We start from the raw sequence: 23,817 nt of genomic DNA, 5'->3' as shown, positions 1-23,817 counted from the left end.
TCAGTCCGTTCCCGAGTCGAAGGCCGCGGCCTCGCTGGCGGCATCCACCGCGTCGGCGAGCTTCTCGCCGCGCGCGTCGACCGGCGTGGCCGACCCGGTGATCTCTTCAGCGCCGCCCGCGCTCAGGGTGCCGACGAGCTCGCCGGTCGCGCCGCCGATGATCCCCGCGGCGGCGTAGTGCTCGAGGCGCGCGCGCGAGTCGGCGATGTCGAGGTTCCGCATCGTCAGCTGACCGATGCGGTCGATCGGGCCGAACGCGGCATCCCCCACCCGCTCCATCGAGAGCTTCTCGGGCGCGTACGAGAGGTTCGGCGAGACGGTGTCGAGGATCGTCCAGTCGTCGCCGCGGCGGAGGCGCAGGGTGACCGTGCCGTTGATCGTGGACCCGACCCACTTCTGGATCGACTCGCGCAGCATGAGGGACTGCGGCTCGAGCCAGCGGCCCTCGTACATGAGGCGCCCGAGCCGGCGGCCCTGCTCGTGGTAGGTCGCGAGCGTGTCCTCGTTCAGGATGCCGTTGACGAGGCGCTCGTAGGCGATGAAGAGCAGCGCCATCCCCGGGGCCTCGTAGATGCCGCGGGACTTCGCCTCGATGATGCGGTTCTCGATCTGGTCGCTCATGCCCAGGCCGTGGCGCCCGCCGATGCGGTTGGCCTCGAAGACCAGCTCGACCGGGTCGGCGTACTCGACCCCGTTGAGGGCGACGGGGCGACCGGCGTCGAAGGTGACCGAGACGTCCTCGGTCTCGATGGCGACCGCGGGGTCCCAGAACCGCACGCCCATGATGGGGTCGACGACCTCGAGCGAGACCTCGAGGTGCTCGAGCGTCTTCGCCTCGTGGGTCGCACCCCAGATGTTCGCGTCGGTCGAGTAGGCCTTCTCCGCCGAGTCGCGGTAGGGGAAGCCGTGCTCGGTGAGCCACTCGCTCATCTCCTGCCGACCGCCCAGCTCGGTGACGAAGTCGGCGTCGAGCCACGGCTTGTAGATGCGAAGAGCGGGGTTGGCGAGCAGGCCGTAGCGGTAGAACCGCTCGATGTCGTTGCCCTTGTAGGTCGATCCGTCGCCCCAGATGTCGACACCGTCCTCCTTCATCGCGCGGACGAGGAGCGTGCCGGTCACGGCGCGGCCGAGGGGCGTGGTGTTGAAGTACGTCTTGCCGCCGGAGCGGATGTGGAAGGCGCCGCACGCGAGGGCTCCGAAGCCCTCCTCCACGAGCGCGCGCTTGCAGTCGACCAGGCGCGAGATCTCGGCGCCATACTCGAGCGCGCGGCCGGGGATCGCGGCGATGTCGTCCTCGTCGGGCTGGCCGAGGTCTCCGGTGTACGTGCAGGGGACGGCGCCCTTGTCGCGCATCCACGCCACGGCGACGGAGGTATCGAGCCCCCCGGAGAAGGCGATGCCGACGCGCTCGCCGACGGGCAGGGACTGAAGGACCTTCGACATGCCCTCCAGCTTAGTGAGCGGCATCCGTCTCTCTATCACGGGGAAATCACCCTCCGCAGGGGTTTGCCGAAGCGGGGTTTGTGAACGAGAGTGTGACGATGGCACTCCACGTCAACGCCGACAACTTCGTGCGAGCCGAAACGGACCGCATGTTCGCCGACATCCAGGCGGATGCGGGCGGCATCGGCGTCTTCCGCCATAACCGCGAACCCGCGTCGATCGACGCCCAGACGGTCATCCGCCTCAACCGCGACACTCTCTACAGCTTCGCGATCGCCGATCTCGCCGCCGGCGCGACGCTGACGGTGCCGGATGCCGGTGCCCGCTACGTCTCGGTGATGATCGTGGACAACGACCACTACATCCGCGCGGTGCTCCACGAGCCGGGGGAGCACGACCTCGCGGAGCTCGCCCCCGAGTCCCGCTACGTGCTCGTCGCGGTGCGCACCCTCGTCGATCCCGCCTCCCCGGCGGACGTCGAGGCGGTCGCGGCCGTTCAAGACGGTTTCGTGCTCGACAACGACGGGGCGGAGACCTTCTCACCGCCCGCGTACGACGTCGCGTCGCTCGACGCCACGCGCACCGCGCTGCTGAGTCTCGCCAGTGGACTGCGCGCTTTCGAGCGCACCTTCGGCGGCCCCGACGAGGTCGACCCGGTCCGTCACCTCATCGGCACGGCCGCCGGGTGGGGCGGACTGCCCCTCACCGAGGCGTCATATGTGGGTGTGGCGCCGAACCTTCCGGTCGGGCACTACGAGCTGACGATGCGAGACGTCCCGGTCGACGCGTTCTGGTCGGTCTCCGTCTACAACGCGCGCGGCTACTTCGAGCCGAACGGCGACGACCGCTACAGCGTGAACAGCATCACCGGCGTCGCCGACGAGGACGGGGCGATCACCGTGCGCTTCACCCCGCCGGGAGAGGCCACCGGTCCGAACGACATCCCCCTGCCCGAGGGCTGGAACTACCTGCTGCGGCTGTACCGGCCGCGCGCGGAGTTCCTCGAAGGTCGGTGGGAGGTGCCCGACCTCGTGCGGCTCGACGCCGCCGTCGTCGCCGAGGTCGAGGTTTCCGATCAGCCCGCGGCTGAGCCCGAGGACGACCCCGAAGAGTCCGAAGCCCCCGCCGGGCGCTGAGCACGGCGGCGTCCGAGGAAGACCACTGCGGCGCCCACGAACAGGATCCCGACGGCGATCCCGACGACGTACACGGCCACACCGGCGTAGCCCGGGGGCTGGAGGGCAGGATTGTTCGGGTTCAGGAACGGGTAGGGGTACCAGAACGGATCGCCCGTGACCGGGTTGGTGACGAGGGTCCCCCGCACCATCGTGTAGACCACCCAGACGATCGGGAACGCCACGATCGCCCACAGCGCCCGCCACACCAGCGCGCGGCGGCGCGGCCCGAGGAAGAGGTCGAGGGCGAGGAACAGAGGCGCCACGACGTGAAGGACCTCGTTCGACCAGGGCACGGTCGTCCCCGGGGCGAGCTCGATCCCCCGCAGCAGCAGGTTGTAGACGATGCCGGTGATGACCATGTAGGTCGTCACCGACGCCAGCGCCACGGCCAGTGGCCTTCCGTCGGTCCTGGCCGGGTGGCGGAGCCCGTGCACCCCCGCGACGGCGAGCACGATCGCCGCGGAGACATTGGAGAGGATCGTGAAGAAGCTGAAGAAGTTCGCCACGGTCGTGGTCACGTCGCGGCCGGCGTCCAGCGCGATGTCGACGGTGAGGGCGAGCTGACTGACGACGGCGGCCACCACCGCGGCCGCCATGGCGAGGCGCAGGATCTGCCAGATCCGATCGCGCGTGCGAGCGTGCATAGGGTGACTGTAGTGGTCTGCGACGCCCGATAGACTGAGGTCTAACCGCGTCGACAACGGGGGGAAAGCCCATGCCAGGCATCGTCATCGTCGGAGTCCAGTGGGGGGACGAGGGCAAGGGCAAAGCCACCGACCTCCTCGGGGAACGCACCGACTGGGTCGTGAAGTTCAACGGCGGGAACAACGCCGGCCACACCGTGGTGATCGGCGACGAGAAGTACGCTCTGCACCTGCTGCCCTCCGGAATCCTCTCGCCCGGCGTCAACGCCGTCATCGGCAACGGCGTCGTGGTCGACCCCGAGGTGCTCTTCAACGAGCTCGAGGCGCTCACCGCGCGCGGCATGGACATCTCGCGCCTGCGCATCAGCGCCAACGCGCACCTCATCACCCAGTACCACCGCACGCTCGACAAGGTCACCGAGCGCTTCCTCGGCAAGCGCCAGATCGGCACCACGGGCCGCGGGATCGGGCCGGCCTACGCCGACAAGATCAACCGGGTCGGCATCCGCGTGCAGGATCTCTTCGACGAGAACATCCTGCGCCAGAAGGTCGAGGGCGCGCTCGACCAGAAGAACCACCTCCTCGTGAAGGTCTTCAACCGCCGCTCCATCACCGTCGACGAGATCGTCGACGAGCTGCTGTCGTACGCCGAGCGCCTTCGCCCGATGGTCGCCGACACCGGGCTGCTCCTCAGCGATGCCCTCGACCGTGACGAGGTCGTCGTCTTCGAGGGCGGCCAGGCCACGATGCTCGACGTCGACCACGGCACCTATCCGTTCGTCACCTCGTCGTCGGCGACCGCCGGTGGCGCGGCGACCGGGTCGGGCATCGGCCCCAACCGCCTCGACCGCATCGTCGGCATCGTGAAGGCCTACACGACCCGGGTGGGCTCGGGCCCGTTCCCCACGGAGCTCTTCGACGAGAACGGCGACTTCCTGCGCTCGCGCGGGTTCGAGTTCGGCACGACCACCGGGCGCCCCCGCCGCGTCGGCTGGTACGACGCCCCCATCACCCGGTACGCAACCCGGATCAACGGCATCACCGACCTCGTGCTCACCAAGCTCGACATCCTGACCGGACTTGACCGGATCCCGGTGTGCGTCGCCTACGACGTCGACGGTCAGCGCTTCGACGAGGTGCCGGTGAACCAGTCCGACTTCCACCACGCGCGGCCGATCCTGGAGTACCTCCCCGGCTGGAAGGAGGACATCTCGGGCGCCCGCACGTTCGAGGACCTCCCCGTCGCGGCGCAGGAGTACGTCCTCGCTCTCGAGGCGATGAGCGGCACGCGCATCTCGGTGATCGGGGTCGGCCCCGCGCGCGACGCGGTCATCGTCCGGCACGACCTCGTGGACTGAGCCCGTGCGCTTCCTCGTGGGCGGCTACACCGCGGACGCGGAAGGTTCGGCGACGGGCATCGCGCTCCTCGATGCCGGGTCCCCCGACGATGCGCTCGCCGGGGGTGTGTTGCGCGGTGCTGGGGATGCCGTCGCAGTGACGGGGTCTCCGTCCTGGATCACCCCGCACCCGACGCTCGACGTCGTCTATGCCGCTCTGGAGGGAGCGGGGACCGTGCAGGCGTTCCGTCGTGTCGGCCCCGAACGCCTCGCGGCCCTCGGCGTCGCGGTCCCGGCGGGGGACGCGGTCTGCCACGTGGCGGTCTCTCCCGACGGCGCCTTCCTCGTCGCCTCGTGCTGGGGGGACGGCCGCGTCGTGCGGATGCGCCTGGATGCCGCAGGGCTCCCGTCGCGCCCCGTCGAGTCCGCTGCTCCCGTCGATCCGCATGGTTCGGCTGGGACGCAGGCCCTTACGGCGGCCGCGTCGGGCGGGACGGAGGAGGTCATCGACCTCGCCGCCGCCGCCCGCGCCCTCCGCGAGGCGGCGGGCGCGGAGTTCGCTCACCTCGTCCCGGAGCACGATCGCGATGAGGTCCCGCACCCTGCGACGCCGGAGCAGCCGTCCGCGGAGACCGCGCGCACCCCGCACGCGCATCAGGCGCGGTTCCTGCCACGCGGCCTCGTCGCCACCACCGACATGGGGTACGACACCGTGCGCCTCTGGAGCGTCACGGCCGACGGCCTCCGCCATCGGCAGGACGTCGTGCTCCCGCGCGGATCCGGCCCGCGCCACACCGTGTGGCATCCGAGCGGTCACCTCTACGTCGTCACCGAGCTGTCTCACGAGGTCTTCGCCCTCGCCCCCGACGTCACGGGGGCGTGGCGCATCGTCGCCGGGACGAGCCTCGGCGCCGGCATCCTCCCCGATGACACGGCGGCCGAGCTCGCGATGTCCCATGACGCCGAGACGCTGTATGCGGGCGTGCGCGGGACCGACACCATCGCGGTCCTCCGCGTCCACGGCGGGGGCGAGGCGCTCAGCCCGGTCGCGCTCGTCGAGGCGGACGTGCGGTGGCCGCGCCACCACCTCGTGGTCCGCGACACGCTGCTGGTGGCCGGACAGCATTCCGACGACGTCGTTTCGCGCCCGCTCGATCCCCGCACGGGTATCCCGGGACGGGTCCGGCACCGCGCGTCGGTCGCGTCGCCGAGCTGCCTGGTGCCGCTCGGCTGAGTCCCGGTTCGCCTCCGCGTCGAGACCCCGCGTCCCGCTAGGTGACCGGTCGGGTCTTCGCGTCCTGCCGGGGGATCACGACCTGCTTGATGATCAACAGGATCGAGGCGGTGACCGGCACCGCGACGAGCGCACCGAGGAGGCCGAGGAGCGTCCCGCCCACGAGCGCGCCGATGACGACGAGCGATCCGGGCACCGAGACCGCCTTGTTCATCACCTTCGGCGTCAGCACGTACGCCTCGACCTGCATGTAGACCAGATACGCCAGGGCGAAGATGAGCGCCGCGAGCGGGTCGAGGAAGAGGGCGACGCTGGAGCCGATGATCCAGAACAGCACCGGACCTACGAGCGGGATGATCGTGATGCTGAACGAGACCACCGCCATGAGCGCCGCGAACTGCAGGCCGAGCAGCAGGTACATGATGAAGGTGAAGGTGGCGTTGAAGAAGGCCAGCACCACCATGCCCATGAGGTAGCCGCCGATCGAGTCGGTGATCTGCTCGGTGAGGTCGGCCGTCTTGCCACGCGCGTGCGCGGGGACGAGCCGGTAGAGGCCCTGCTTCATCGACAGCAGCGACGCCAAAAAGTAGAGGCTCAGGACGATCACGATGATGCCGCCCGAGATCGCCGAGCCGATGCCGACGACCACGCGGAGCACGCCGCCGCCGAGGGTCGCGATGTTGCCCGGGTCCGAGAGGAACTTCTGGATCTCGGCCGTCAACGCCTCGACCGGGTCGCCGAAGGTGCTCTCGGCCCACCCGTAGAAGGATGACTGCTGGAAATTGGCGATGAGGGAGGGGACGTCGTCGATGAACTGCGCGATCTGACCGACGACCGTCGGCACGATGAGCAGGAGGACGCCGATCAGGATCAGCGCGAAGACGGCGTAGACGATGACGATGCCCCACGCGCGGGGAACGTTCTTGCGCTCCAGCCACCGCACGGCGGGATCGAGTCCGAGGGCGACGAAGAGGGCGAGGGCGACGTAGATGATGATCGTCGACAGGTTGCCGAACGCGATGCCGAGCGCCAGGGCGACGAGACCGCCGAGGGTGAGGGTGAAGCCCACGGCGAACGGGTTGTTCAGGCTCGCCCAGCGCTGCAGGGCGGCCCGCGGGGGAAGGCCGCGGCGGGAGTCGTCGGGGGCGTCGGAAGAGGCCTCGGTCGGCGCGGGCACCTCGGCGGGCGAGGCTGCGGTCGAGGGCGGCTCGGCGGTCATCCTCACACTCTAGGACCGCGGCGTCGCGCGGTAGTGTCGGGGCGAGGAGGATTCACCCATGAAGGACGACCCGCGCGCCACCCTGCTCCGCCTGCGCAGCAGCATCGACAACATCGACGCCTCGCTGGTGTATCTCTTGGCCGAACGGTTCAAGTGCACCAAGCAGGTGGGCGAGCTGAAGGCCGAGTTCGGGATGCCGGCCTCGGACCCCGCGCGGGAGGAGCAGCAGGTCGCACGCCTGCGGGCCCTCGCGGAGGAGGCGGACCTCGACCCCGCCTTCGCGGAGAAGTGGTTCAACTTCGTCGTCGCCGAGGTGATCCGCCACCACACCGAAGCGGCCGACGGGCGCTGAGCACCCGCCGGCCGCGTGCCGGTGCGTCCCCGATCAGGGAGTCGCGCGGCGGAGGATGCCGTACGCCGTCGCCGACAGCACCGCCACCACGCCGAGGACGAGGAACGCTCCGCCGAGGATGCCCAGCTCGGCGAACCAGGTGAAGACGGGTCCCCACGCGTTCAGGCGCCCGATGAGGAACATCGCCAGGACCAGCAGCGCGCCCAGCCCCACGAGCACCACCGTCAGGGCGATGCCGCCGAAGCGCTTGTAGATCGTCGCCGAGGTGAACCCGACGATGAAGAAGAGCATCGCGATGCTGAAGTAGAACAGGCCCGCAACGGCCGCGCCGGCATCCCAGATCCCGGGCAGGGCGAAGAAGTAGCCGTTCATGCCCCAGCCGTTCGTCACCGTCTCGATGAACGCACCGAGGACGAACACGATCGCCAGGATCAGCGCGGTCATCGCGGCGGTGAGGAGGGTGCCGAAGAAGAACTCCCGCCGGCTGACGCTCATCGCCTGCGAGAACGGGAAGGTCAAGGTGAGGGCCTGCACGCCGACGACGCCGAAGTACCACAGCGGCGCCTGTGCCCCGCCGCCGAAGAGGTTGCCGGACCCGCCGTTGCCGATGATCACGCCCCAGATCGCGAGGGTGATCAGCAGCGTGCCGAACAGCACGATGAGGGGGATCCAGATGTATGTCTGGCGATTCACCAGCTGCATCCGGACCACGTTCAGGAGGCGGGGCCCGCCGGTGCGGCGGGGTGAAGCGGTGACGGCGGTCATCGGAGGGCTCCTTCGTCGTGACGCGCGGACGCGGACTGCTGGGTGGTGCGCACGATCAGCTGCTGCAGCGAGACCGGGGCGACGTCGAGGCCGTCGTCGGCCAGACGGACGCGGTCGGCGTGGGTGAGTTCGCCGAGGACGGTGACGCTCGACACGTGGCCGAGGCCCTCCCGGTGGAGCACCTCCCGGTCGGCCACGAAGGCTTCGACCCGGGCGCTGTCGCCGACGATGGTCGCGGCGCGTCCGCGGACGGCATCCGTCTCCTCGTCCATGATGATGCGCCCGCCGTCGATGACGAGGACGCGCTCGATGAGGTTGGAGACCTCGTCGATGAGGTGGCTGGAGAGGATGATCGTCCGGGGGTGCTCGGCGTAGTCGGCCAGCAGGCGATCGTAGAAGATCTGCCGGGCCACGGCGTCCAGGCCCAGGTAGGGCTCGTCGAAGAAGGTGATCTCGGCGCGGGAGGCGAGGCCGATCACCACCCCGACGGCGGACAGCTGGCCGCGCGAGAGCTTCTTGATCGTCTTCTTCATCGGCAGCTGGAAGTCGTCGACCAGCTGATCTGCGAGGTCCTGGTCCCAGTTCGGGAAGAACAGGCGCGCGATGCGGAACGCGTGACGCGGGGTGGCGTCGTCGGGGTACTTCTGGCTTTCGCGGACGAAGCACATCCGCTGCAGCACGCGAGGATTCTCGTATGGGCGCTCCCCGAAGATGCGCACATCGCCGGACGTGGCGAAGTTCTGCGCGGTGAGGATCGACATGACCGTGGTCTTGCCGGCGCCGTTGCGGCCCAGGAGGCCGTAGATGGTGTCCTTCTCGATGGCGAAGCTGATGTCGTCCACCGCGACGGTCTCGCGGTAGCGCTTGGTGAGGCCGGTGACCTCGATGACGGCGGTCATCTCGGGAGTCCTTCCGTGGTCGGGGGAGTGTGGTGTTCCGCACGTTCGCGGATGAGGGAGGCGAGGGTGTCGGCGCTCAGGCCGAGGCGCGCGGCCTCGGCCAGGAGCGGCTCGAGATAACGATCTGCAAACGCTTCGCGCCGGTCCGAGAGGACGCGGTCGCGGGCTCCCGGGGCGACGAACATGCCCACCCCGCGTCGCTTGTACAGCACGCCCGAGTCGACGAGCATGTTCACTCCCTTCCCCGCGGTGGCGGGATTGATGCGGTAGAACGCGGCGAGCTCATTCGTCGACGGGACCTGGGATTCTTCGCTCAGAGTCCCGTCCACGATCTGCTCCTCGATCGCCTCGGCGATCTGCAGGAAGAGTGCTTTTCCGTCGTCATTCACGGACCCTCCGATCGGGGTGCTTGCCCGGTTCATTACTTGACTAACTAACCATGCAAGCAGCCTCATGTCAAGACGCCGTTCTGCACTCGGGCGGGTTTGCGTGCGGCCTCCATCTCTGATTGCCTCGTAGGAGGGCCGTCTCGGCCCACACGACCAGTCCGCGCCCCCGTCACCCCGAGAAGAATCGGGTGAGGAGATGGGGTCGTACGGTCGGTGATCTGGGTGGGGAACCCGATGTACCCCACCGGTAGCGATGTCGCTGGGGCGCCCTGCTGCCCTGCCGTCGCCGGTGATCACCACCCGGGCGCGACCGATGCGGCCCTGCCTGCTTGCGGGCCGTCGAGGTGTGACCAGTGACCGTCGCTCATGCAATCGAGGTCGAGAACCTCTACAAAGTGTTCGGGAAGAACCCGAAGCAGGCCGTGAAGCGGCTGAAGGCCGGGGAGAGCCGGACGGATGTCGCGGATGCCGGCACCGCCGCCGTCATCGACGCCGGCTTCACCGTCTCGCCCGGAGAGATCTTCGTCATCATGGGCCTCTCCGGCTCGGGGAAGTCCACCATCATCCGGATGCTCAACGGACTGCACGATGCCACCGCCGGCACGATCCGGGTGCAGGGCGACACCATCACCGACATCCCCGCGAACAAGCTTCGGGAGATCCGCCGGGACCGGGTGTCGATGGTCTTCCAGCACTTCGCCCTCCTGCCGCACCGCACCGTGGCCGACAACGTCGCCTACCCGCTCGAGCTCCGCGGCGTCGGCAAGACCGAGCGGCTGGCCAAGGCGGAGGAGATCCTCGGCATGGTGGGTCTCGAGGGATGGGGCGACAAGCTCCCCTCGGCGCTCTCGGGCGGCATGCAGCAGCGCGTGGGCATCGCCCGGGCCCTCGCCGCCGACACCGACATCCTCCTCATGGACGAGGCCTTCAGTGCGCTCGACCCCCTCATCCGCCGCGAGATGCAGGAGCAGCTGCTCTCGCTGCAGCAGAAGCTGCAGAAGACCATCGTCTTCATCACCCACGACCTCAACGAGGCGATGTTCCTCGGTGACCGCATCGCGGTGATGCGCGACGGTCGCATCGTGCAGATCGGCACGCCCGAGGACATCCTCACCGACCCCGCCAACGACTACGTCGAGCAGTTCGTGCAGGACGTCGACCGGGCGCGCGTCCTCACGGCGGCGAACGTCATGGAGCGGCCCCGCCCCGTCGTCACCGACAGCGGCGGCCCTCGTACGGCCCTCCGCCAGATGCGCGACGCCTACTCCTCGGCCGCGTACGTCGTCGGTCGCGATCGGCGCCTCCTCGGCATCGTGACCGACCGTGACGCGGTGAAGCTCGTGCGACGCGGCGAGAACGCGCTGACCTCGGTGCTCAAGGCCGTGCCGCAGAGCGTCCCGCAGGACGAGGTGCTGATCAACCTCTTCGTCCCCGCCGTCGAGTCCCAGCTGCCGCTCGCGGTGACGGATGACGAGGGACGCCTCGTCGGCGTCATCCCGCGCGTCACCCTGCTCGCCGCCCTCGGGCCCGGGCCCACCGACACCTCGGAGATCACGATCCTTCCCCGCCCCATGCCCTCCACCGAGATCGACGCGCTGCTCGAGGACTCCGTCGACGGAGTGCCGGCCGCCGACAGCGAGGGGGTGCGCTGATGGATGGTTTCCGCGTTCCCGTCGGCGACTGGATCGACACCGGCGTCGATTGGCTCCGCGACAACCTCTCCGGCCTGTTCGACATCATCAGCATCGTCGTCCGCTTCCTGGTCGACGGACTCACGGACGTCCTCATCGCCGTCCCCGTGCCGCTGGCGATCGTCGTCTTCGCCCTGCTCGGCTGGTTCTTCCGCTCCTGGCAGATGGCGATCGGCACCGCGGCGACCTTCACGCTGATCGTCGCGATGAACCTGTGGGTGCCGGCGATGCAGACGCTCTCGCTGGTCCTCGTCGCCACGGTGGTGGCCCTCCTCATCGGCATCCCGCTGGGGATCTGGTCGGCGCGCAACGATACCGTCCGCGCGATCCTCAAGCCGATCCTGGACTTCATGCAGACGATGCCTGCCTTCGTCTACCTGATCCCCGCCATCACGTTCTTCAGCATCGGCGTCGTCCCGGGCGTCGTCGCGACGGTCATCTTCGCGCTGCCCCCCGGGGTGCGTCTGACCGAGCTCGGCATCCGCGGGGTCGACTCCGAGACCGTCGAGGCGGGGCACGCGTTCGGCGCGAAGCCCGGGCAGATCCTCCGCGGCATCCAGCTGCCGCTCGCGATGCCCACCATCATGGCGGGCGTCAACCAGGTGATCATGCTGGCCCTGTCGATGGCGGTGCTCGCGGGCATCGTCGGCGCGGACGGCCTCGGCAAGATCGTCGTGCAGTCGGTGTCGACCGTGAACCTCTCCCTCGGCGTCGAGGCGGGCCTCGGCGTCGTGATCCTCGCCGTCTTCCTCGACCGCGTGACCGCCTCGCTGGGCAACCCCGCCGACTACCCGCGGTCGCTCCGGGCGAAGCTCGGGCGCGGGCGTGCGATGCGCGGCTCCGGCGGGCCCGCCGTCACCGAGAGCGCGGACGCGTCCGCCGAGGCCGAGCGCGAGGTCGCGTCCCCGCGGCGCGCTCCGGTCGGCGGCGGCGGAGCGCTGTAGACCTCAGAACCCACAACTGAACACCGATACGGAACGAATGCGATCACACATGAAGAAGATGAAGGGAAGCACCATGCGAAATCGGAAGCTCACAGGAATCCTCGCCCTCGGCGCGGCGGCGACGCTCGCGCTCGCCGGCTGCTCGAGCGACGGCGGCGACAACGGAACCGCGGACGCCGGCTCGGAGGAGATGGGCACCATCACGCTCGGGTTCCTCCCGTCGTGGACCGACGGCCTCAGCACCGCGTACCTCCTCGAGAACCAGCTCGAGAAGCTCGGCTACACCGTCGAGATGCAGGAGCTGACCGAGGCGGGTCCGCTCTACGCCGGTCTCGCCCAGGGCGACGTCGACATGTACCCGTCCGCGTGGCCCGAGGTCACCCACGCCTCCTACATGGAGGAGTACGGCGACAGCATCGAGGACATCGGCGCCTACTACGAGGGCGCGGTGCTCACCATCGCCGTCCCCGACTACGTCGACATCACCTCGATCGAGGACCTCAAGGGCAACGCCGACATGTTCGGCGGCGAGATCGTCGGCATCGAGCCGGGCGCCGGCCTCACCGGTGTGACGCAGGACTCGATGATCCCCGCGTACGAGCTGGGCGACGAGTACACGCTCCTCACCTCGTCGACCGCGGCGATGCTCACCGAGCTCGAGAACGCGATCGCAGCCGAGGACGACATCGTCGTGACGTCGTGGCGTCCCTTCTGGGCCAACGACGCCTACAACCTCCGCGACCTCGAGGACCCGCGCGGCGCCATGGGCGAGCCCGAGGCGCTCCACTTCCTCGGAACGAGCGACTTCTCGGAGCGCTTCCCCGAGGCGGCCGAGCTGATCGCCGGCATCCAGCTGGATGACGCGCAGTACGCCTCGCTCGAGGACATGGTCGTGAACGAGTACGGTCAGGGCCAGGAAGCCGAGGCCGTCGAGGCGTGGATCGAGGCCAACCCCGACGCGTTCAGCACGCTCATCGCGGACTGATCTGAGAACCTCTCACGGGCGGGCGGCCTTCGGGTCGTCCGCCCGTGGCAGTTCCCGCATGACCTTCTTCTCCAGCGTCTCGATCGCCTCATCGGACACCGCGATCAACCCGTCCAGCTCCTCGCGCACGCGGCGGTAGGCGCTCTGCCGTTCGGCAGGGGTCGCGGCCTCGTCCACGGCGATGTTCAGCAGTCGCTGGGCGGTCGCGAGGCGCTTGCGCTCGGCATCCGTGAACTCCGAATCGCGCAGGCGCTTGGCGTCGCGCTCGGCGAGGTCGAAGGCGACCTCGAAATCGGTCACCGCCTCGCGATACTCGCGGAGCTCCTCGGCGGTGATGCGGGCGTCGAGCCCGTCAGGCCGCAGATGGTCGGCCCGGCGCTTCGCTCGCAGGAACGCGGCGGTGAGGGGCTGGCGCCCGTCGCTCATCGCGGGGTACGCGATCATCTTCGCGACGTCGAGCTCGTAGTCCAGCCATCGCGCGGTGATCTCGTCGTGCGTCGCGAACAGCCGCTCGAGGGTGCTCGGTCGCTTCTCGCCGGACGTGACCTCGGACTGCTTCTGCTTCTTCTTCTCCGGTTTCGCCGGAGGCGGCGGCAGGATCACACCGGTCTCGGCGGCGCGCAGCTCGGCGCGGGCGCGGATGAGTTCGAGCTTCTGTTTGTGGCGGCGACGGGAGGCTGCCTGCAGGGAGTTCCACGCGCCGGCACCGACGCCGAACAGCGGGAACGCCAGCCACCAGAAGTTGCCGAGGAAGTCGAAGAAGGGTTCCACGATCTCCTCAGTGGTCCTCGGTGGGCGCGCGCCGCGAGGGCACGGGCCAGGTGGGGTGCGCGGTCGTGGGCTGCGGGGTCGTGGGCGGCGTGACGGCCGGCGGCGGGCTGTTCCAGCGGAGTCCCGCGACACCGCGCCGCGCGGTGTCCTGCGCGTCGCGCTCGGCGACATCGAACGCGGCTTCCATCGCGGCCACGGCGTCGCGGTACTCCACGAACTGCGCCGCGGTCATCTTGGCCCGCGCGGTCGCCGGTCGCAGCCGCTGCGCCTCGTACTGCGCTCGCAGGAACGCGTGGGTCGACGGATGCCGCGCATCGAGCATCTGGGGGAAGGACAGCGCGGCCCCGGCATCCGTTTCGTACACGAGCCAGCGCGCGGCGATCGCATCGTGACGGGCGAGGAGCTGCTCCAGCGGAAGCGGGGCGCTCCGCCCGCTCTGCGCGAAACGCACCTGCACCGCCTTCAGTCGATCGCGGCTCGCGCGCAGGTGCATGGCCGCCGCACGCTCGGCGGCCTTGGCGGCCTGGATCGCGCGGCGCTCCTCGGGTGGGGTGGCGGCGAACGGCACGCCCCCGCGCGCGGCCTTGGCGCTCAGCGCATCCGCGCGCGCGGCCCGCACGTCGGCGCGCGCCGACTGCAGGGCCTGGTAGGCGCGGTACTGGTCATGGCGGGCAGCGTCGAGTTCGAGACGCCGCGCGCGTCGACGCGGCATCGTGACGGCGCCGTAGCCGACCGCACCGAGGCCTGCGGCCGTCGGAGCGATCCACCACCAGCTGCCGAGGAAGAACAGGACCGGCTCCACGGTGACATGCTAGTCGCGCCGGGAAGCGCGTGCCGAGGACTCGGGGTCAGCGTTCAGCCGCGGGGTGTCCACCGCCGCTGATCAGCCGAACAGCAACGCGAACACCGTCGCCCCGCCGCCGACGAGCAGCAGGGAGACGATCGTGACCCACGCCACGACCTTGATCCGCTTCTGCCGGGTGTCGGCGAAGCCCGCGTATTCGTCGTCCTGAGCCATGGCGACAGTTTAGGACTCGGTGATCACAGCGCCGAACGCTGCGGGGAGCGTGGCGGAGGAGACCGAGCGCAGCTCGGCGACCGGGACGGTGAACTGCCCCTGGACCTCGAGCTCGGCGGTCTCGGCGACGTCGGTCACGCCGATGCGGAGGACGGGGTATCCGCGTCCCTCGCACAGGCCCCGGAACTTCACGTCGTCCTCGCGCGGCACGCTGACGATCACGCGGCCCGTCGACTCCGAGAAGAGCGCGGTTGCGGCATCCACTCCGTCGCGCTCGATGATCTCGTCGAGCCACACGCGGGCGCCGACGCCGAAGCGCGTCACGGCCTCGGCGAGGGCCTGGCCGAGGCCGCCACCCGAGAGATCGTGGGCGCTGGAGATCAGACCCTGGAGCGAAGCGGCGTGTACGAGCTCGGCGAGACGCTTCTCGGCGCCCAGGTCGACCGCGGGCGGGCGTCCGCCGAGGTGGTCGTGGATGGTCGCCGCCCACTGCGAGCCGCTGAGCTCGGTGGAGGTCACCCCGAGGAGGTAGATGTTCTCGCCCGCGTCCTGCCAGCCCGACGGGATGCGGCGGGCGACGTCGTCGATGATGCCGAGGACGCCGACGACCGGGGTGGGGAAGATCGGGGTGTCGCCGGTCTGGTTGTAGAAGCTGACGTTGCCGCCGGTGACCGGGATGCCGATCTCGAGGCATCCGTCGGCGAGGCCCTCCACGGCGCGGGAGAACTGCCACATGACCTCGGGGTTTTCGGGGGAGCCGAAGTTCAGGCAGTCGGTGACGGCGGTGGGGACGGCGCCGGTGACGGCGACGTTGCGGTACGCCTCGGCGAGGGCCAGCTGCGCGCCCTGGTACGGGTCGAGCTGGCAGTAGCGGCCGTTGCAGTCGGTGGCGATGGCGAAGCCGAGGCCGGACTCCTCGTCGACGCGGATCATGCCCGCGTCGTCGGGGAAGCTGAGGGCGGTGTTGCCGAGGACGTAGTAGTCGTACTGGTTGGTGATCCACGACGTGTCGGCGAGGTTCGGGCTGGCCACGAGCGTCAGGAACTGCTCCCGGAGCTCGGCCGGGTCGCTCGGACGTTGGAGAGCGGATGCCGAGTCCTCGCGCAGCGCGTCGATCCACGTCGGGTAGGCGACGGGGCGCTCGTAGACGGGGCCGTCGACGGCGACGGTGGCGGGGTCGACGTCGACGATCTTCTCGCCGTGCCAGTAGATCTCCAGGCGCCCGTCCCCGGTCACCTCGCCGAGGACGCTGGTCTCGACATCCCACTTCCCGACGACCTCGAGGAAGGCGTCGAGCTTCTCGGGGGCGACGATCGCCATCATGCGCTCCTGGCTCTCGCTCATGAGGATCTCCTCGGGCGTGAGCGAGGGGTCGCGGAGGAGCACCTTCTCGAGGTCGACGCGCATGCCGCTGCCGCCGTTGGCGGCCAGCTCGCTCGTCGCGCACGAGATGCCCGCGGCGCCGAGGTCTTGGATCGCCTCGACGAGGTCGTCGCGGTAGAGCTCGAGGCAGCACTCGATGAGCACCTTCTCGGCGAACGGGTCGCCGACCTGGACGGCCGGGCGCTTGGTGGGCCCGCCCTCGGAGAAGGTGTCGGAGGCGAGGATCGAGGCGCCGCCGATGCCGTCGCCGCCGGTGCGCGCACCGAAGAGGACGACCTGGTTGCCGGCACCGGTGGCGTTGGCGAGCTTGATGTCCTCGTGGCGCATGACGCCGACCGCGAGGGCGTTGACGAGCGGGTTGCCCTGGTAGACCGCGTCGAACACGGTCTCGCCGCCGATGTTCGGCAGTCCCAGGCAGTTGCCGTAGAACGAGATGCCGCTGGTGACGCCGTGCACGACGCGGGCGGTGTCGGGGTCGTCGATCGCGCCGAAGCGCAGCTGGTCCATGATCGCGACGGGGCGGGCGCCCATGGAGATGATGTCGCGGACGATGCCGCCGACGCCGGTGGCGGCGCCCTGGAACGGCTCGATGTAGCTCGGGTGGTTGTGCGACTCGACCTTGAAGGTCACCGCCCAGCCCTCGCCGATGTCGACGACGCCGGCGTTCTGGCCCATGCCGACCATGAGCCGTTCCTTCATCGCGTCCGAGACCTTCTGGCCGAACTGGCGCAGGTAGATCTTGCTGGACTTGTACGAGCAGTGCTCGCTCCACATGACGGAGTACATCGCCAGCTCGCCCGAGGTGGGGCGGCGGCCGAGGATCTCGCGGATGCGGTCGTACTCGTCGGGCTTCAGTCCGAGGGCGCCGTAGGGCTGCTCCTTCTCGGGCGTCGCAGCGGCATTGTCGACGGTGTCGGCGGCGGGGCGCGCGGGCGTCGAGGGGGTGAGGGTGGTCATGCGGCTGAGCTCCAGGAATCGCGGGCGCCGGACGCGATCAGTCTAGTTGTGCCCCGACATCACTCGCGAGCAGCCCCGGGCGGTGCGTGAGGCTTATCGGCGAGGAGCCACTAGCGTGAGGGCGGGTGCCTCCGGCGGCCGCGTCCGGGCGGCTGTCCGTGCACGAAGGAGAACCGCATGTCCGTAGGCCTGCTCGCCGTCGTCGACGACATCCTGTCCGCGGCGCTGAAGGCGAGCGCGAAGACCGCGGGCGTGGTCATCGACGACGCGGCCGTGACGCCGCAGTACGTACAGGGCATCACGCCCGCGCGGGAACTGCCGGTCGTGTGGAAGATCGCCCTCGGAAGCCTCGTCAACAAGTTCGTCATCATCATCCCCATAGCGCTGCTGCTCACGGCCTTCGCGCCGTGGGTGCTGCCGTACCTCCTCCTCATCGGCGGCGGGTTCCTCTGCTACGAGGGTGCCGAGAAGGTGCTCGAGTGGTTCGGCGCGCACCATGAGAGCGAGGATGATGGGGCGCGGGATGAGAAGAAGCTCGTCTTCGGTGCGATCCGCACGGACCTCATCCTGAGCACCGAGATCATGCTGATCGCTCTGTCGAACCTCGACCCGGATTTCGGGCTCGGCATGACGTTGGCGGCCCTCTCGGTCATCGGGCTCGGCATGACGGCGCTCGTCTACGGCGTCGTCGCGCTGCTCGTGAAGATCGACGACATCGGCCTCCGGTTCATGAAGAGCCCGTCGCGACGCGTCCGGCGGACCGGTGCGCGCGTGGTCGCGTCCATGCCCACGGTGTTCCGCGTGATCAGCGTGGTCGGCACCGTCGCGATGCTGTGGGTGGGCGGTCACCTCGTCATCGCGAACCTCGCCGAGACGGTGTGGCACGGCCCGTACGACCTCCTCCACGCGATCACCCACCTCGTCGAGGCGGCAGGCCCCGTGGTGGTCTGGGTGGTCGACACCGCGGTGTCGGCCGTGTTCGGCCTCGTCGCCGGTCTCGTCATCGTCGGCGTCGTGATGGGAGTCCGGCGCCTTCTCCCTTCATCGCGGAAGGCGGGCGCAGGACACGCGGCTCCTCCCGCGGAGTGATCGTACGGTCACGAGAAGCCTCTTGACGCTCCGCCCGCCCGGGCGTAACGTGCAACCAAATGGTTGTACAAAGTGAGCTGACCGATGCCGAGATCGACCGTGTCTTCCAGGCCCTCGCCGCGGCCACGCGCCGCGACATCCTGCGACGCACGATCGCGGACGAGTGCTCCGTCTCCGTGCTCGCCCGCGACTACGACATGTCGTTCGCGGCCGTGCAGAAGCACATCGCCGTGCTCGAGGCGGCGGGCCTGGTCATCAAGAGGGCGGAGGGGCGCGAACGGCTCGTGCGCGCCGATCCGGCGATGATCGCCCGCGCCCGAGCGCTGCTCGACCGCTACGAAGCGCTGTGGCGCGCGCGCATCGATCGGCTCGATGCGCTGCTGGCCTCGGCATCCGACGAAGAACCGACCGAAGGAGGGTGACATGCCCGTCACCGACATCACCACCGACCCCGACGCCCTCATGATGACCCTGACCGCGGAGTTCGCCGCGCCCGTCGAACGCCTGTGGGCGGCGTTCACCGATCCGCGCCAGCTCGACCGCTTCTGGGGTCCTCCCGGATGGCCGGCCACCTTCACCGCCTTCGACCTGAGCGTCGGCGGTCGTGCCGAGTATCAGATGACGAGTCCGCAGGGCGAGGTGTCACGCGGCGGCTGGGAGTTCCTCACCATCGACGCCCCGCACCGCTTCGACGTGCTCGACTCGTTCCTCAACGGCGACGGAGAGGTGCTCGAGGGAACCCCGACGATGCGCGTGGAGTTCCACTTCGCCGCCACCGAGGCGGGGTCGACGCTCACCAACATCACCCACTTCGACTCGCTCGAAGCCCTCGAGCAGGTCGTCGAGTTCGGTGCCGTCGAGGGCTCGCGACTGGCGATCAACCAGCTCGACCTGGTTCTCGCAGGGCTCCGCGCCTTCGCACAGGGGAAGGGCACGCAGGTCGAGCTGCTGGACGACACCCACGTGCGCATCACGCGCCTCATCGAGGGACCGATCGAGCTGGTGTGGCGCGCCCACAACGAGGCCGAGCTCACTCGGAAGTGGATGCTGGGGCCCGACGGCTGGCGGATGTCGGTGTGCGAACTCGACCCGACCCCCGGCGGACGCTACCGCTACGAGTGGGAGCCGATCGAGGGTACGGAGGGCGAGGCGTTCGGATTCGACGGCGAGACGCTCGTCTCGGAGCCGCCGCGCCGCGCGGTGACGACCGAGCACATGACCGGCACCGACTACCCGCCCACCCTCAACGACCTCACGCTCTACGAGGAGGACGGCGCGACGCTCGTGACGGTGCTCATCGAGTATCCCGACCGCGAGACCCGCGACATGGTGCTCGCCACAGGCATGGCCGACGGCATGGAGTCCTCGTTCGCCCGCCTGGAGCGCGAGGTGATCGCGGTCTGAGGGTGCTCAGGCGCGCTCGAGGGCGTCCTCGAGCGCGACCCACGCGAGCATCGCGCACTTCACGCGCGCGGTGAACTTCGACACCCCCGAGAGGGCGGCGGCGTCGGCGAAAGTGTCCTCGTCGAGGGGCACGGTGCCGCGCGAGCGGAGCGCGGTGCGGAACCCCTCGATGCGGGCGTCGACGTCGGCGCGCGGCATCCCGTCGCCGTCGGCCTCTTCGCCGAGCTCGTCCACGAGGGCGGACAGCATGGATGCAGAGGCCTGTGAGATCGAGCAGCCGGCGCCGTCCCATGTGACATCGAGCACGCGCTCGCCGTCGTCGCTCACGCGGACGCGGAGGGTGATCTCGTCGCCGCAGACGGGGTTCCGCTGCAGGGACGTGGCGGTGCGTCCGGTCTCTTCGGCCAGCTCCTTGCCGTGCGGGCGCTTGGAGTGGTCGAGGATGAGCTCCTGGTACAGGGATTCGAGGCCGTTCATGCGTCCGCTCCGAAGTAGTCGCGCACCGCGGCGACGCCCTCGAGCAGCGCCGTGATGTCGTCGTCGGTGGTGAAGACCGACGCGGATGCCCGCACCGAGGCGGTCAGTCCGAGTCGGCGGTGCAGGGGTTTGGCGCAGTGGTGCCCGACGCGGACGGCGATGCCGCGCGCGTCGAGGAACTGCCCCACGTCGTGCGCGTGGACGCCGGTGACGTCGAAGGAGGCGAGCCCCACGCGTTCGACGCCCTCGGCGTCGCCGAGGACCCGCACGCCCGGGATCTCGCGGAGCCCGGCGATCATCCGGTTCCCGAGGTCCTGCTCGCGTGCGTGCACTGCGCCCATGTCGAGCCCCTCGAGATAGCGGACGGCGGCGGCGAGCCCGATCGCCTGCGAGACCGGCTGCGTGCCGGCTTCGAACTTCAACGGCGCGGGCAGGTACTCGGCCGACTCGATCGTGACGTCGGTGATCATCGACCCGCCGGTGAGGAAGGGCGGGAGGGCCTCGAGGATCTCGCTCCGACCGTAGAGCGCCCCGATCCCGTAGGGACCGAGCAGCTTGTGTCCCGAGAAGGCGGCGAGGTCGACCCCGAGTGCCGGGAAGTCCACCGGCAGGTGCGGCGCCGACTGGCACGCGTCGAGCACGGTGAGCGCGCCCACCTCCCGGGCGAGGGCGACGAGCTCGGCGACCGGCGAGACGATCCCCGAGACATTCGAGACGTGCGTGAACGCCACGACGCGCGTGCGCTCGGAGATGACGGATGCCGCGTGCGCCGGGTCGAGGGTCGCATCGTCGTGCACGCGGATCGCGCGGATGACCGCACCGGTGCGGGCGGCGAGCTCCTGCCACGGGATGAGGTTCGCGTGGTGCTCGGCCTCGGTGACGACGATCTCGTCGCCCGGGGCGAGGGCGAACCGGGCGCTCGCGGGGGCACCGCGGCCGGCCGTGGCGTTGCCGATCGCGTAGGCGACCAGGTTGATCGCCGCCGTCGCTCCGCTGGTCCAGACGAGGTCGTCGGGTGCGGCGCCGACGAAGCCGGCGACGGTCGCCCGCGCGTCTTCGAAGAGCTCGGTGGCCTCGGCGGCGAGGGTGTGGGCCCCGCGGTGCACGGCGGAGTTGTTCCGGGTGAGGAAGTCGATCTCGGCATCCAGCACCACGCGCGGCTTCTGCGCGGTCGCACCGGAATCGAGGTAGACGAGGGGCTGCCCGTTGAGCGTCTCGTCGAGGATCGGGAAGTCCGCCCGGATGGCGGCGAGATCGAGCACGGACGCGGGGGAAGTCATCCTCCCAGGCTACGCTTCCCCGCGTCGTCCCGGGTGAGCTGGAAAGCTGGCCCCATGGACGACCAGATCACCCTCGGCATCCTCGCGATCGTGCTCGGCACCCTCGTCGGCGTGGTGCTCTTCGTCCCCTTCGTCGCGATCAGCTATCGGCGCCGCGGCGGACTGTCTCTCGGGCGCTCCCTGCTGTGGGCCGCGGCGCTGGTGTACTTCCTCGCGATCTGGACGTACACCCTCCTCCCGCTCCCGGATCCCGACGCGATCCGCTGCGTGGGGACGAACCTCGACCCCCTCGCCCTCGTCGACGACGTCCGCACTGCCGTGGGGCGCTCGGACAATCCGTGGTTCGACCCCCTGGCCTTGCAGCTGCTGCTCAATGTGCTGCTGTTCGTGCCGCTCGGGTTCTTCCTGCGGGTGCTGGGCGGACGCGGCATCCTCACCGCCCTCCTCGTCGGGCTCGGTCTCTCGGCGTTCATCGAGACGACCCAGCTCACGGGAGTGTGGGGTCTTTATCCGTGCGCGTACCGCGTCTTCGACGTCGACGACATGCTCACCAACACCACGGGCGCCGTCGTCGGCTCGATTCTGTCGCTGGTCGTGCCGCGCCGCCATCGCGGCATGGCGCAGGCGCCGGATGCCGATCAGCCGCGACCGGTCACGCGCGGTCGCCGCGTCATCGCCATGCTCTGCGACGTCCTCGGCATCATCCTGGCCATCTCCGTGGTCGGAACGGCCACGCAGCTGTGGCTGCAGTTCGTCGTCGGCGACCGGCAGGCGGTGCTCGACGGAGGGATCGCGGATGCCGTCTCCACCGTCGTGCCGCCGCTCGCCTGGCTCGTCGTGATCCTCGTCACCGGCCGCTCGATCGGTGACCTCGCCGTGCAGCTGCGGTACCGCGGCGGCCCGCTTCCGGCCCCGCTCGCGCGCGTGCTCCGCTGGGCGGGAGGGGTCAGCGGGTGGGTGCTTCTCGGCTACCTCCCCGGATGGGGGCAGCTCGGGGCGCTGCTGTTCGCCGCCGTGAGCATCGTGCTGGTGTTCACGACCGCGCGCGGGCGCGGCCTCCCCGGCATCCTGAGCGGTATGCGGCTCGAGGACGCGCGGGAGGGCGGTGCGGTTCCGGGCGAGGGCGTCAGCCCCGCGCGCCCAGGAACTCCCGCGCCGCCACGACGAGGTTCTCGACACCCCGACTGAGCGTCGGCTGGAGCACCGGGGCGAAGAACGGCGAGTGGTTGGTGGGGATGTCGCGCTCGATCGTGCCCGCCTCGGTCGCCGCGCGGAACGCCGCCGGGTCGACCCCGCCCCAGAACCAGAACACGAGCGGAACGCCGGCTTCGCGGGCGAACCACGACACGTCCTCGCTGCCGGTGAACATGCCCGGGTCGATGACGGTGCCCGCCCCGAAGGCGGTGTCGAAGGCGCGGGAGAGGCGGGTGGTCGCCTCGTCGTCGTTGATCGTCGGCGGCAGGGAGTGGTCGACGGCGATCACCGGCTCCTGCTCGGCTCCGGATGCCTGCGCCTCGGCGCGGACGATCCGCTCGACCTTCTGCATGACCTTCGCGCGCGCCTCGTCGTCGGGGTAGCGCAGGCTCAACTCGAGCTTCGCCTCGGCGGGGATGATGTTGTTCTTCAGTCCCGCGTGGATCGAGCCGACCGTGACGACCGCGACGTCGCGCGGGTCGACCTCGCGCGAGACGATCGTCTGCAGGCGCATGACGGTCGCCGCCGCCATGACGACGGGGTCGATCGTGGCGTGCGGGCGCGAACCGTGCCCACCCCGGCCGTGGAGGGTGACGGTGAGGCCGTCGGAGGCGGCCATCTGGGTGCCGCTGCGCACCCCGATGGTGCCGGCGGGGAGCGGCGTGACGTGCTGCCCGAGCACGATGTCGGGGCGGGGGAAACGGTCGAGGACGCCGTCGGCGATCATCGCCTGCGACCCCGCGCCGTACTCCTCGGCGGGCTGGAAGACGGCGACGATCGTTCCAGACCACTCGTCCTTCGTCGCCACGAGACGCTCGAGGGCGCCGATGAGGGATGCGACGTGCATGTCGTGCCCGCACGCGTGCATCACGGGGACGTCGAGCCCCGCCGGGTCGACGCCGCGCGCCGTGCTGGCGTAGGCGAGGCCCGTGCGCTCCTCGACCGGCAGGCCGTCCATGTCGGCGCGCAGCCACACGACGGGGCCGTCGCCGTTGCGGATGATCGCGGCGATGCCGGTGCGGCCGATTCCCTCTTCGTAATCGATGCCGAGCTGGGCGAGGAGTCCGGTGACGACGCCCGCGGTGCGGGTCTCCTGGAAGGACAGTTCCGGATGCCGGTGCAGGTCGGTGTAGAGCGCTTCGAGGTCGATCGTCATGACCTCGA

The 23,817-nt window shown here is 69.9% G+C and carries 24 protein-coding genes; 11 read left to right on the top strand and 13 right to left on the bottom strand.

What is annotated here, in order from left to right; genetic code table 11:
• The gene (gene argG, locus KZC50_RS03945) at nucleotides 1-1,443 is read right to left on the bottom strand and encodes an argininosuccinate synthase (protein WP_301134361.1); all 1,443 of its coding nucleotides are present in this window, start codon (nucleotides 1,441-1,443) and stop codon (nucleotides 1-3) included.
• A gap of 98 nt (nucleotides 1,444-1,541) precedes the next feature.
• Here argG and KZC50_RS03940 point away from each other — a divergent pair, with 98 nt between their 5' ends.
• Nucleotides 1,542-2,579 (top strand): DUF1254 domain-containing protein, encoded by a 1,038-nt coding sequence (locus KZC50_RS03940; RefSeq protein ID WP_310890689.1) that lies wholly within the window; start codon nucleotides 1,542-1,544, stop codon nucleotides 2,577-2,579.
• Here KZC50_RS03940 and KZC50_RS03935 read toward each other — a convergent pair.
• Nucleotides 2,519-3,265 carry a Pr6Pr family membrane protein gene (locus KZC50_RS03935; protein ID WP_310890688.1) on the bottom strand — a complete coding sequence of 249 codons (747 nt, stop codon included), beginning with the start codon at nucleotides 3,263-3,265 and terminating at the stop codon, nucleotides 2,519-2,521. The genes KZC50_RS03940 and KZC50_RS03935 overlap by 61 nt on opposite strands.
• Before the next feature lie 71 nt (nucleotides 3,266-3,336).
• Between KZC50_RS03935 and KZC50_RS03930 the strand changes: the two genes are divergently transcribed.
• On the top strand, nucleotides 3,337-4,623 hold the full coding sequence (locus KZC50_RS03930; protein WP_310890687.1) for an adenylosuccinate synthase: 1,287 nt from the start codon (nucleotides 3,337-3,339) through the stop codon (nucleotides 4,621-4,623).
• Between the two features lie 4 nt (nucleotides 4,624-4,627).
• Nucleotides 4,628-5,836 (top strand): lactonase family protein, encoded by a 1,209-nt coding sequence (locus KZC50_RS03925; RefSeq protein WP_310890686.1) that lies wholly within the window; start codon nucleotides 4,628-4,630, stop codon nucleotides 5,834-5,836.
• Nucleotides 5,837-5,873: 37 nt separating this feature from the next.
• On the opposite strand, the gene KZC50_RS03920 is transcribed toward KZC50_RS03925, so the two are convergent.
• On the bottom strand, nucleotides 5,874-7,055 hold the full coding sequence (locus tag KZC50_RS03920) for an AI-2E family transporter (RefSeq protein WP_310890685.1): 1,182 nt from the start codon (nucleotides 7,053-7,055) through the stop codon (nucleotides 5,874-5,876).
• A 58-nt stretch (nucleotides 7,056-7,113) separates the two neighbouring features.
• Between KZC50_RS03920 and KZC50_RS03915 the strand changes: the two genes are divergently transcribed.
• Complete coding sequence (locus KZC50_RS03915) at nucleotides 7,114-7,407, top strand: chorismate mutase (RefSeq protein ID WP_053546644.1); 294 nt, start codon at nucleotides 7,114-7,116, stop codon at nucleotides 7,405-7,407.
• Between the two features lie 33 nt (nucleotides 7,408-7,440).
• Here the strand turns inward: KZC50_RS03915 and KZC50_RS03910 are convergent, their stop codons facing one another.
• Genes KZC50_RS03910 through KZC50_RS03900 form a run of 3 tightly spaced genes read right to left on the bottom strand, consistent with a single transcriptional unit; the run spans nucleotide 7,441 to nucleotide 9,460 of the window.
• Nucleotides 7,441-8,172, bottom strand: a complete 732-nt coding sequence (locus KZC50_RS03910) for a hypothetical protein (RefSeq protein ID WP_310890684.1) — start codon at nucleotides 8,170-8,172, stop codon at nucleotides 7,441-7,443.
• The gene (locus tag KZC50_RS03905; RefSeq protein WP_310890683.1) at nucleotides 8,169-9,071 is read right to left on the bottom strand and encodes an ABC transporter ATP-binding protein; all 903 of its coding nucleotides are present in this window, start codon (nucleotides 9,069-9,071) and stop codon (nucleotides 8,169-8,171) included. Before KZC50_RS03905 ends, KZC50_RS03910 begins: the two co-directional genes overlap by 4 nt.
• Entirely contained in the window at nucleotides 9,068-9,460 is a 393-nt protein-coding gene (locus tag KZC50_RS03900) for a GntR family transcriptional regulator (protein ID WP_310890682.1), read from the bottom strand. The genes KZC50_RS03905 and KZC50_RS03900 overlap by 4 nt, the downstream gene beginning before the upstream one ends.
• Before the next feature lie 353 nt (nucleotides 9,461-9,813).
• Between KZC50_RS03900 and KZC50_RS03895 the strand changes: the two genes are divergently transcribed.
• The 3 genes from KZC50_RS03895 (at nucleotide 9,814) to KZC50_RS03885 (ending at nucleotide 13,080) form a co-directional block, all read left to right on the top strand.
• Entirely contained in the window at nucleotides 9,814-11,112 is a 1,299-nt protein-coding gene (locus KZC50_RS03895; RefSeq protein WP_310890681.1) for a quaternary amine ABC transporter ATP-binding protein, read from the top strand.
• A complete protein-coding gene (locus KZC50_RS03890; RefSeq protein ID WP_301134379.1) occupies nucleotides 11,112-12,095 on the top strand; it encodes an ABC transporter permease in 984 nt (327 codons plus the stop codon). The genes KZC50_RS03895 and KZC50_RS03890 overlap by 1 nt, the downstream gene beginning before the upstream one ends.
• 73 nt (nucleotides 12,096-12,168) lie before the next feature.
• A complete protein-coding gene (locus tag KZC50_RS03885) occupies nucleotides 12,169-13,080 on the top strand; it encodes a glycine betaine ABC transporter substrate-binding protein (RefSeq protein WP_236966903.1) in 912 nt (303 codons plus the stop codon).
• Between the two features lie 12 nt (nucleotides 13,081-13,092).
• Here KZC50_RS03885 and KZC50_RS03880 read toward each other — a convergent pair whose 3' ends face one another.
• The 4 genes from KZC50_RS03880 to purL form a co-directional block, all read right to left on the bottom strand.
• A complete protein-coding gene (locus tag KZC50_RS03880; protein WP_301134382.1) occupies nucleotides 13,093-13,851 on the bottom strand; it encodes a hypothetical protein in 759 nt (252 codons plus the stop codon).
• Between the two features lie 7 nt (nucleotides 13,852-13,858).
• Nucleotides 13,859-14,653, bottom strand: coding sequence for a hypothetical protein (locus KZC50_RS03875; protein WP_310890680.1), 795 nt, complete (start codon nucleotides 14,651-14,653; stop codon nucleotides 13,859-13,861).
• A gap of 81 nt (nucleotides 14,654-14,734) precedes the next feature.
• Nucleotides 14,735-14,869 carry a hypothetical protein gene (locus KZC50_RS03870; protein ID WP_257730669.1) on the bottom strand — a complete coding sequence of 45 codons (135 nt, stop codon included), beginning with the start codon at nucleotides 14,867-14,869 and terminating at the stop codon, nucleotides 14,735-14,737.
• A 9-nt stretch (nucleotides 14,870-14,878) separates the two neighbouring features.
• Nucleotides 14,879-17,209: a phosphoribosylformylglycinamidine synthase subunit PurL gene (gene purL / locus KZC50_RS03865; protein ID WP_301134385.1), complete on the bottom strand. Its 2,331-nt coding sequence runs from the start codon at nucleotides 17,207-17,209 to the stop codon at nucleotides 14,879-14,881.
• A gap of 177 nt (nucleotides 17,210-17,386) precedes the next feature.
• On the opposite strand from purL, the gene KZC50_RS03860 reads away from it, so the two are divergent.
• Genes KZC50_RS03860 through KZC50_RS03850 form a run of 3 tightly spaced genes read left to right on the top strand, consistent with a single transcriptional unit; the run spans nucleotide 17,387 to nucleotide 19,702 of the window.
• Nucleotides 17,387-18,298, top strand: coding sequence for a DUF808 domain-containing protein (locus KZC50_RS03860; protein WP_310890679.1), 912 nt, complete (start codon nucleotides 17,387-17,389; stop codon nucleotides 18,296-18,298).
• A 59-nt stretch (nucleotides 18,299-18,357) separates the two neighbouring features.
• Nucleotides 18,358-18,720: an ArsR/SmtB family transcription factor gene (locus KZC50_RS03855; protein WP_236967740.1), complete on the top strand. Its 363-nt coding sequence runs from the start codon at nucleotides 18,358-18,360 to the stop codon at nucleotides 18,718-18,720.
• A 1-nt stretch (nucleotide 18,721) separates the two neighbouring features.
• Nucleotides 18,722-19,702 carry an SRPBCC family protein gene (locus tag KZC50_RS03850; RefSeq protein WP_310890678.1) on the top strand — a complete coding sequence of 327 codons (981 nt, stop codon included), beginning with the start codon at nucleotides 18,722-18,724 and terminating at the stop codon, nucleotides 19,700-19,702.
• Nucleotides 19,703-19,708: 6 nt separating this feature from the next.
• On the opposite strand, the gene sufU is transcribed toward KZC50_RS03850, so the two are convergent.
• Together sufU and KZC50_RS03840 are read right to left on the bottom strand one after the other, a co-directional pair.
• Nucleotides 19,709-20,179 carry a Fe-S cluster assembly sulfur transfer protein SufU gene (sufU, locus tag KZC50_RS03845; RefSeq protein WP_310890677.1) on the bottom strand — a complete coding sequence of 157 codons (471 nt, stop codon included), beginning with the start codon at nucleotides 20,177-20,179 and terminating at the stop codon, nucleotides 19,709-19,711.
• Nucleotides 20,176-21,459, bottom strand: coding sequence for an aminotransferase class V-fold PLP-dependent enzyme (locus KZC50_RS03840; protein ID WP_310890676.1), 1,284 nt, complete (start codon nucleotides 21,457-21,459; stop codon nucleotides 20,176-20,178). The genes sufU and KZC50_RS03840 overlap by 4 nt, the downstream gene beginning before the upstream one ends.
• A 54-nt stretch (nucleotides 21,460-21,513) precedes the next feature.
• Between KZC50_RS03840 and KZC50_RS03835 the strand changes: the two genes are divergently transcribed.
• Nucleotides 21,514-22,647: a VanZ family protein gene (locus KZC50_RS03835; protein ID WP_310890675.1), complete on the top strand. Its 1,134-nt coding sequence runs from the start codon at nucleotides 21,514-21,516 to the stop codon at nucleotides 22,645-22,647.
• Here KZC50_RS03835 and KZC50_RS03830 read toward each other — a convergent pair.
• Nucleotides 22,586-23,809 carry an amidohydrolase gene (locus KZC50_RS03830; protein WP_310890674.1) on the bottom strand — a complete coding sequence of 408 codons (1,224 nt, stop codon included), beginning with the start codon at nucleotides 23,807-23,809 and terminating at the stop codon, nucleotides 22,586-22,588. The two genes, KZC50_RS03835 and KZC50_RS03830, sit on opposite strands and share 62 nt — an antisense overlap.
• Nucleotides 23,810-23,817 lie beyond the last annotated feature (8 nt).

The organism is Microbacterium aurantiacum, from assembly GCF_031625015.1.
Classification (GTDB): Bacteria; Actinomycetota; Actinomycetes; order Actinomycetales; family Microbacteriaceae; genus Microbacterium; species Microbacterium aurantiacum.
The sequence above is the reverse complement of the archived record's forward strand: the minus strand, read 5'-3'. Positions and strand labels throughout refer to the sequence as shown.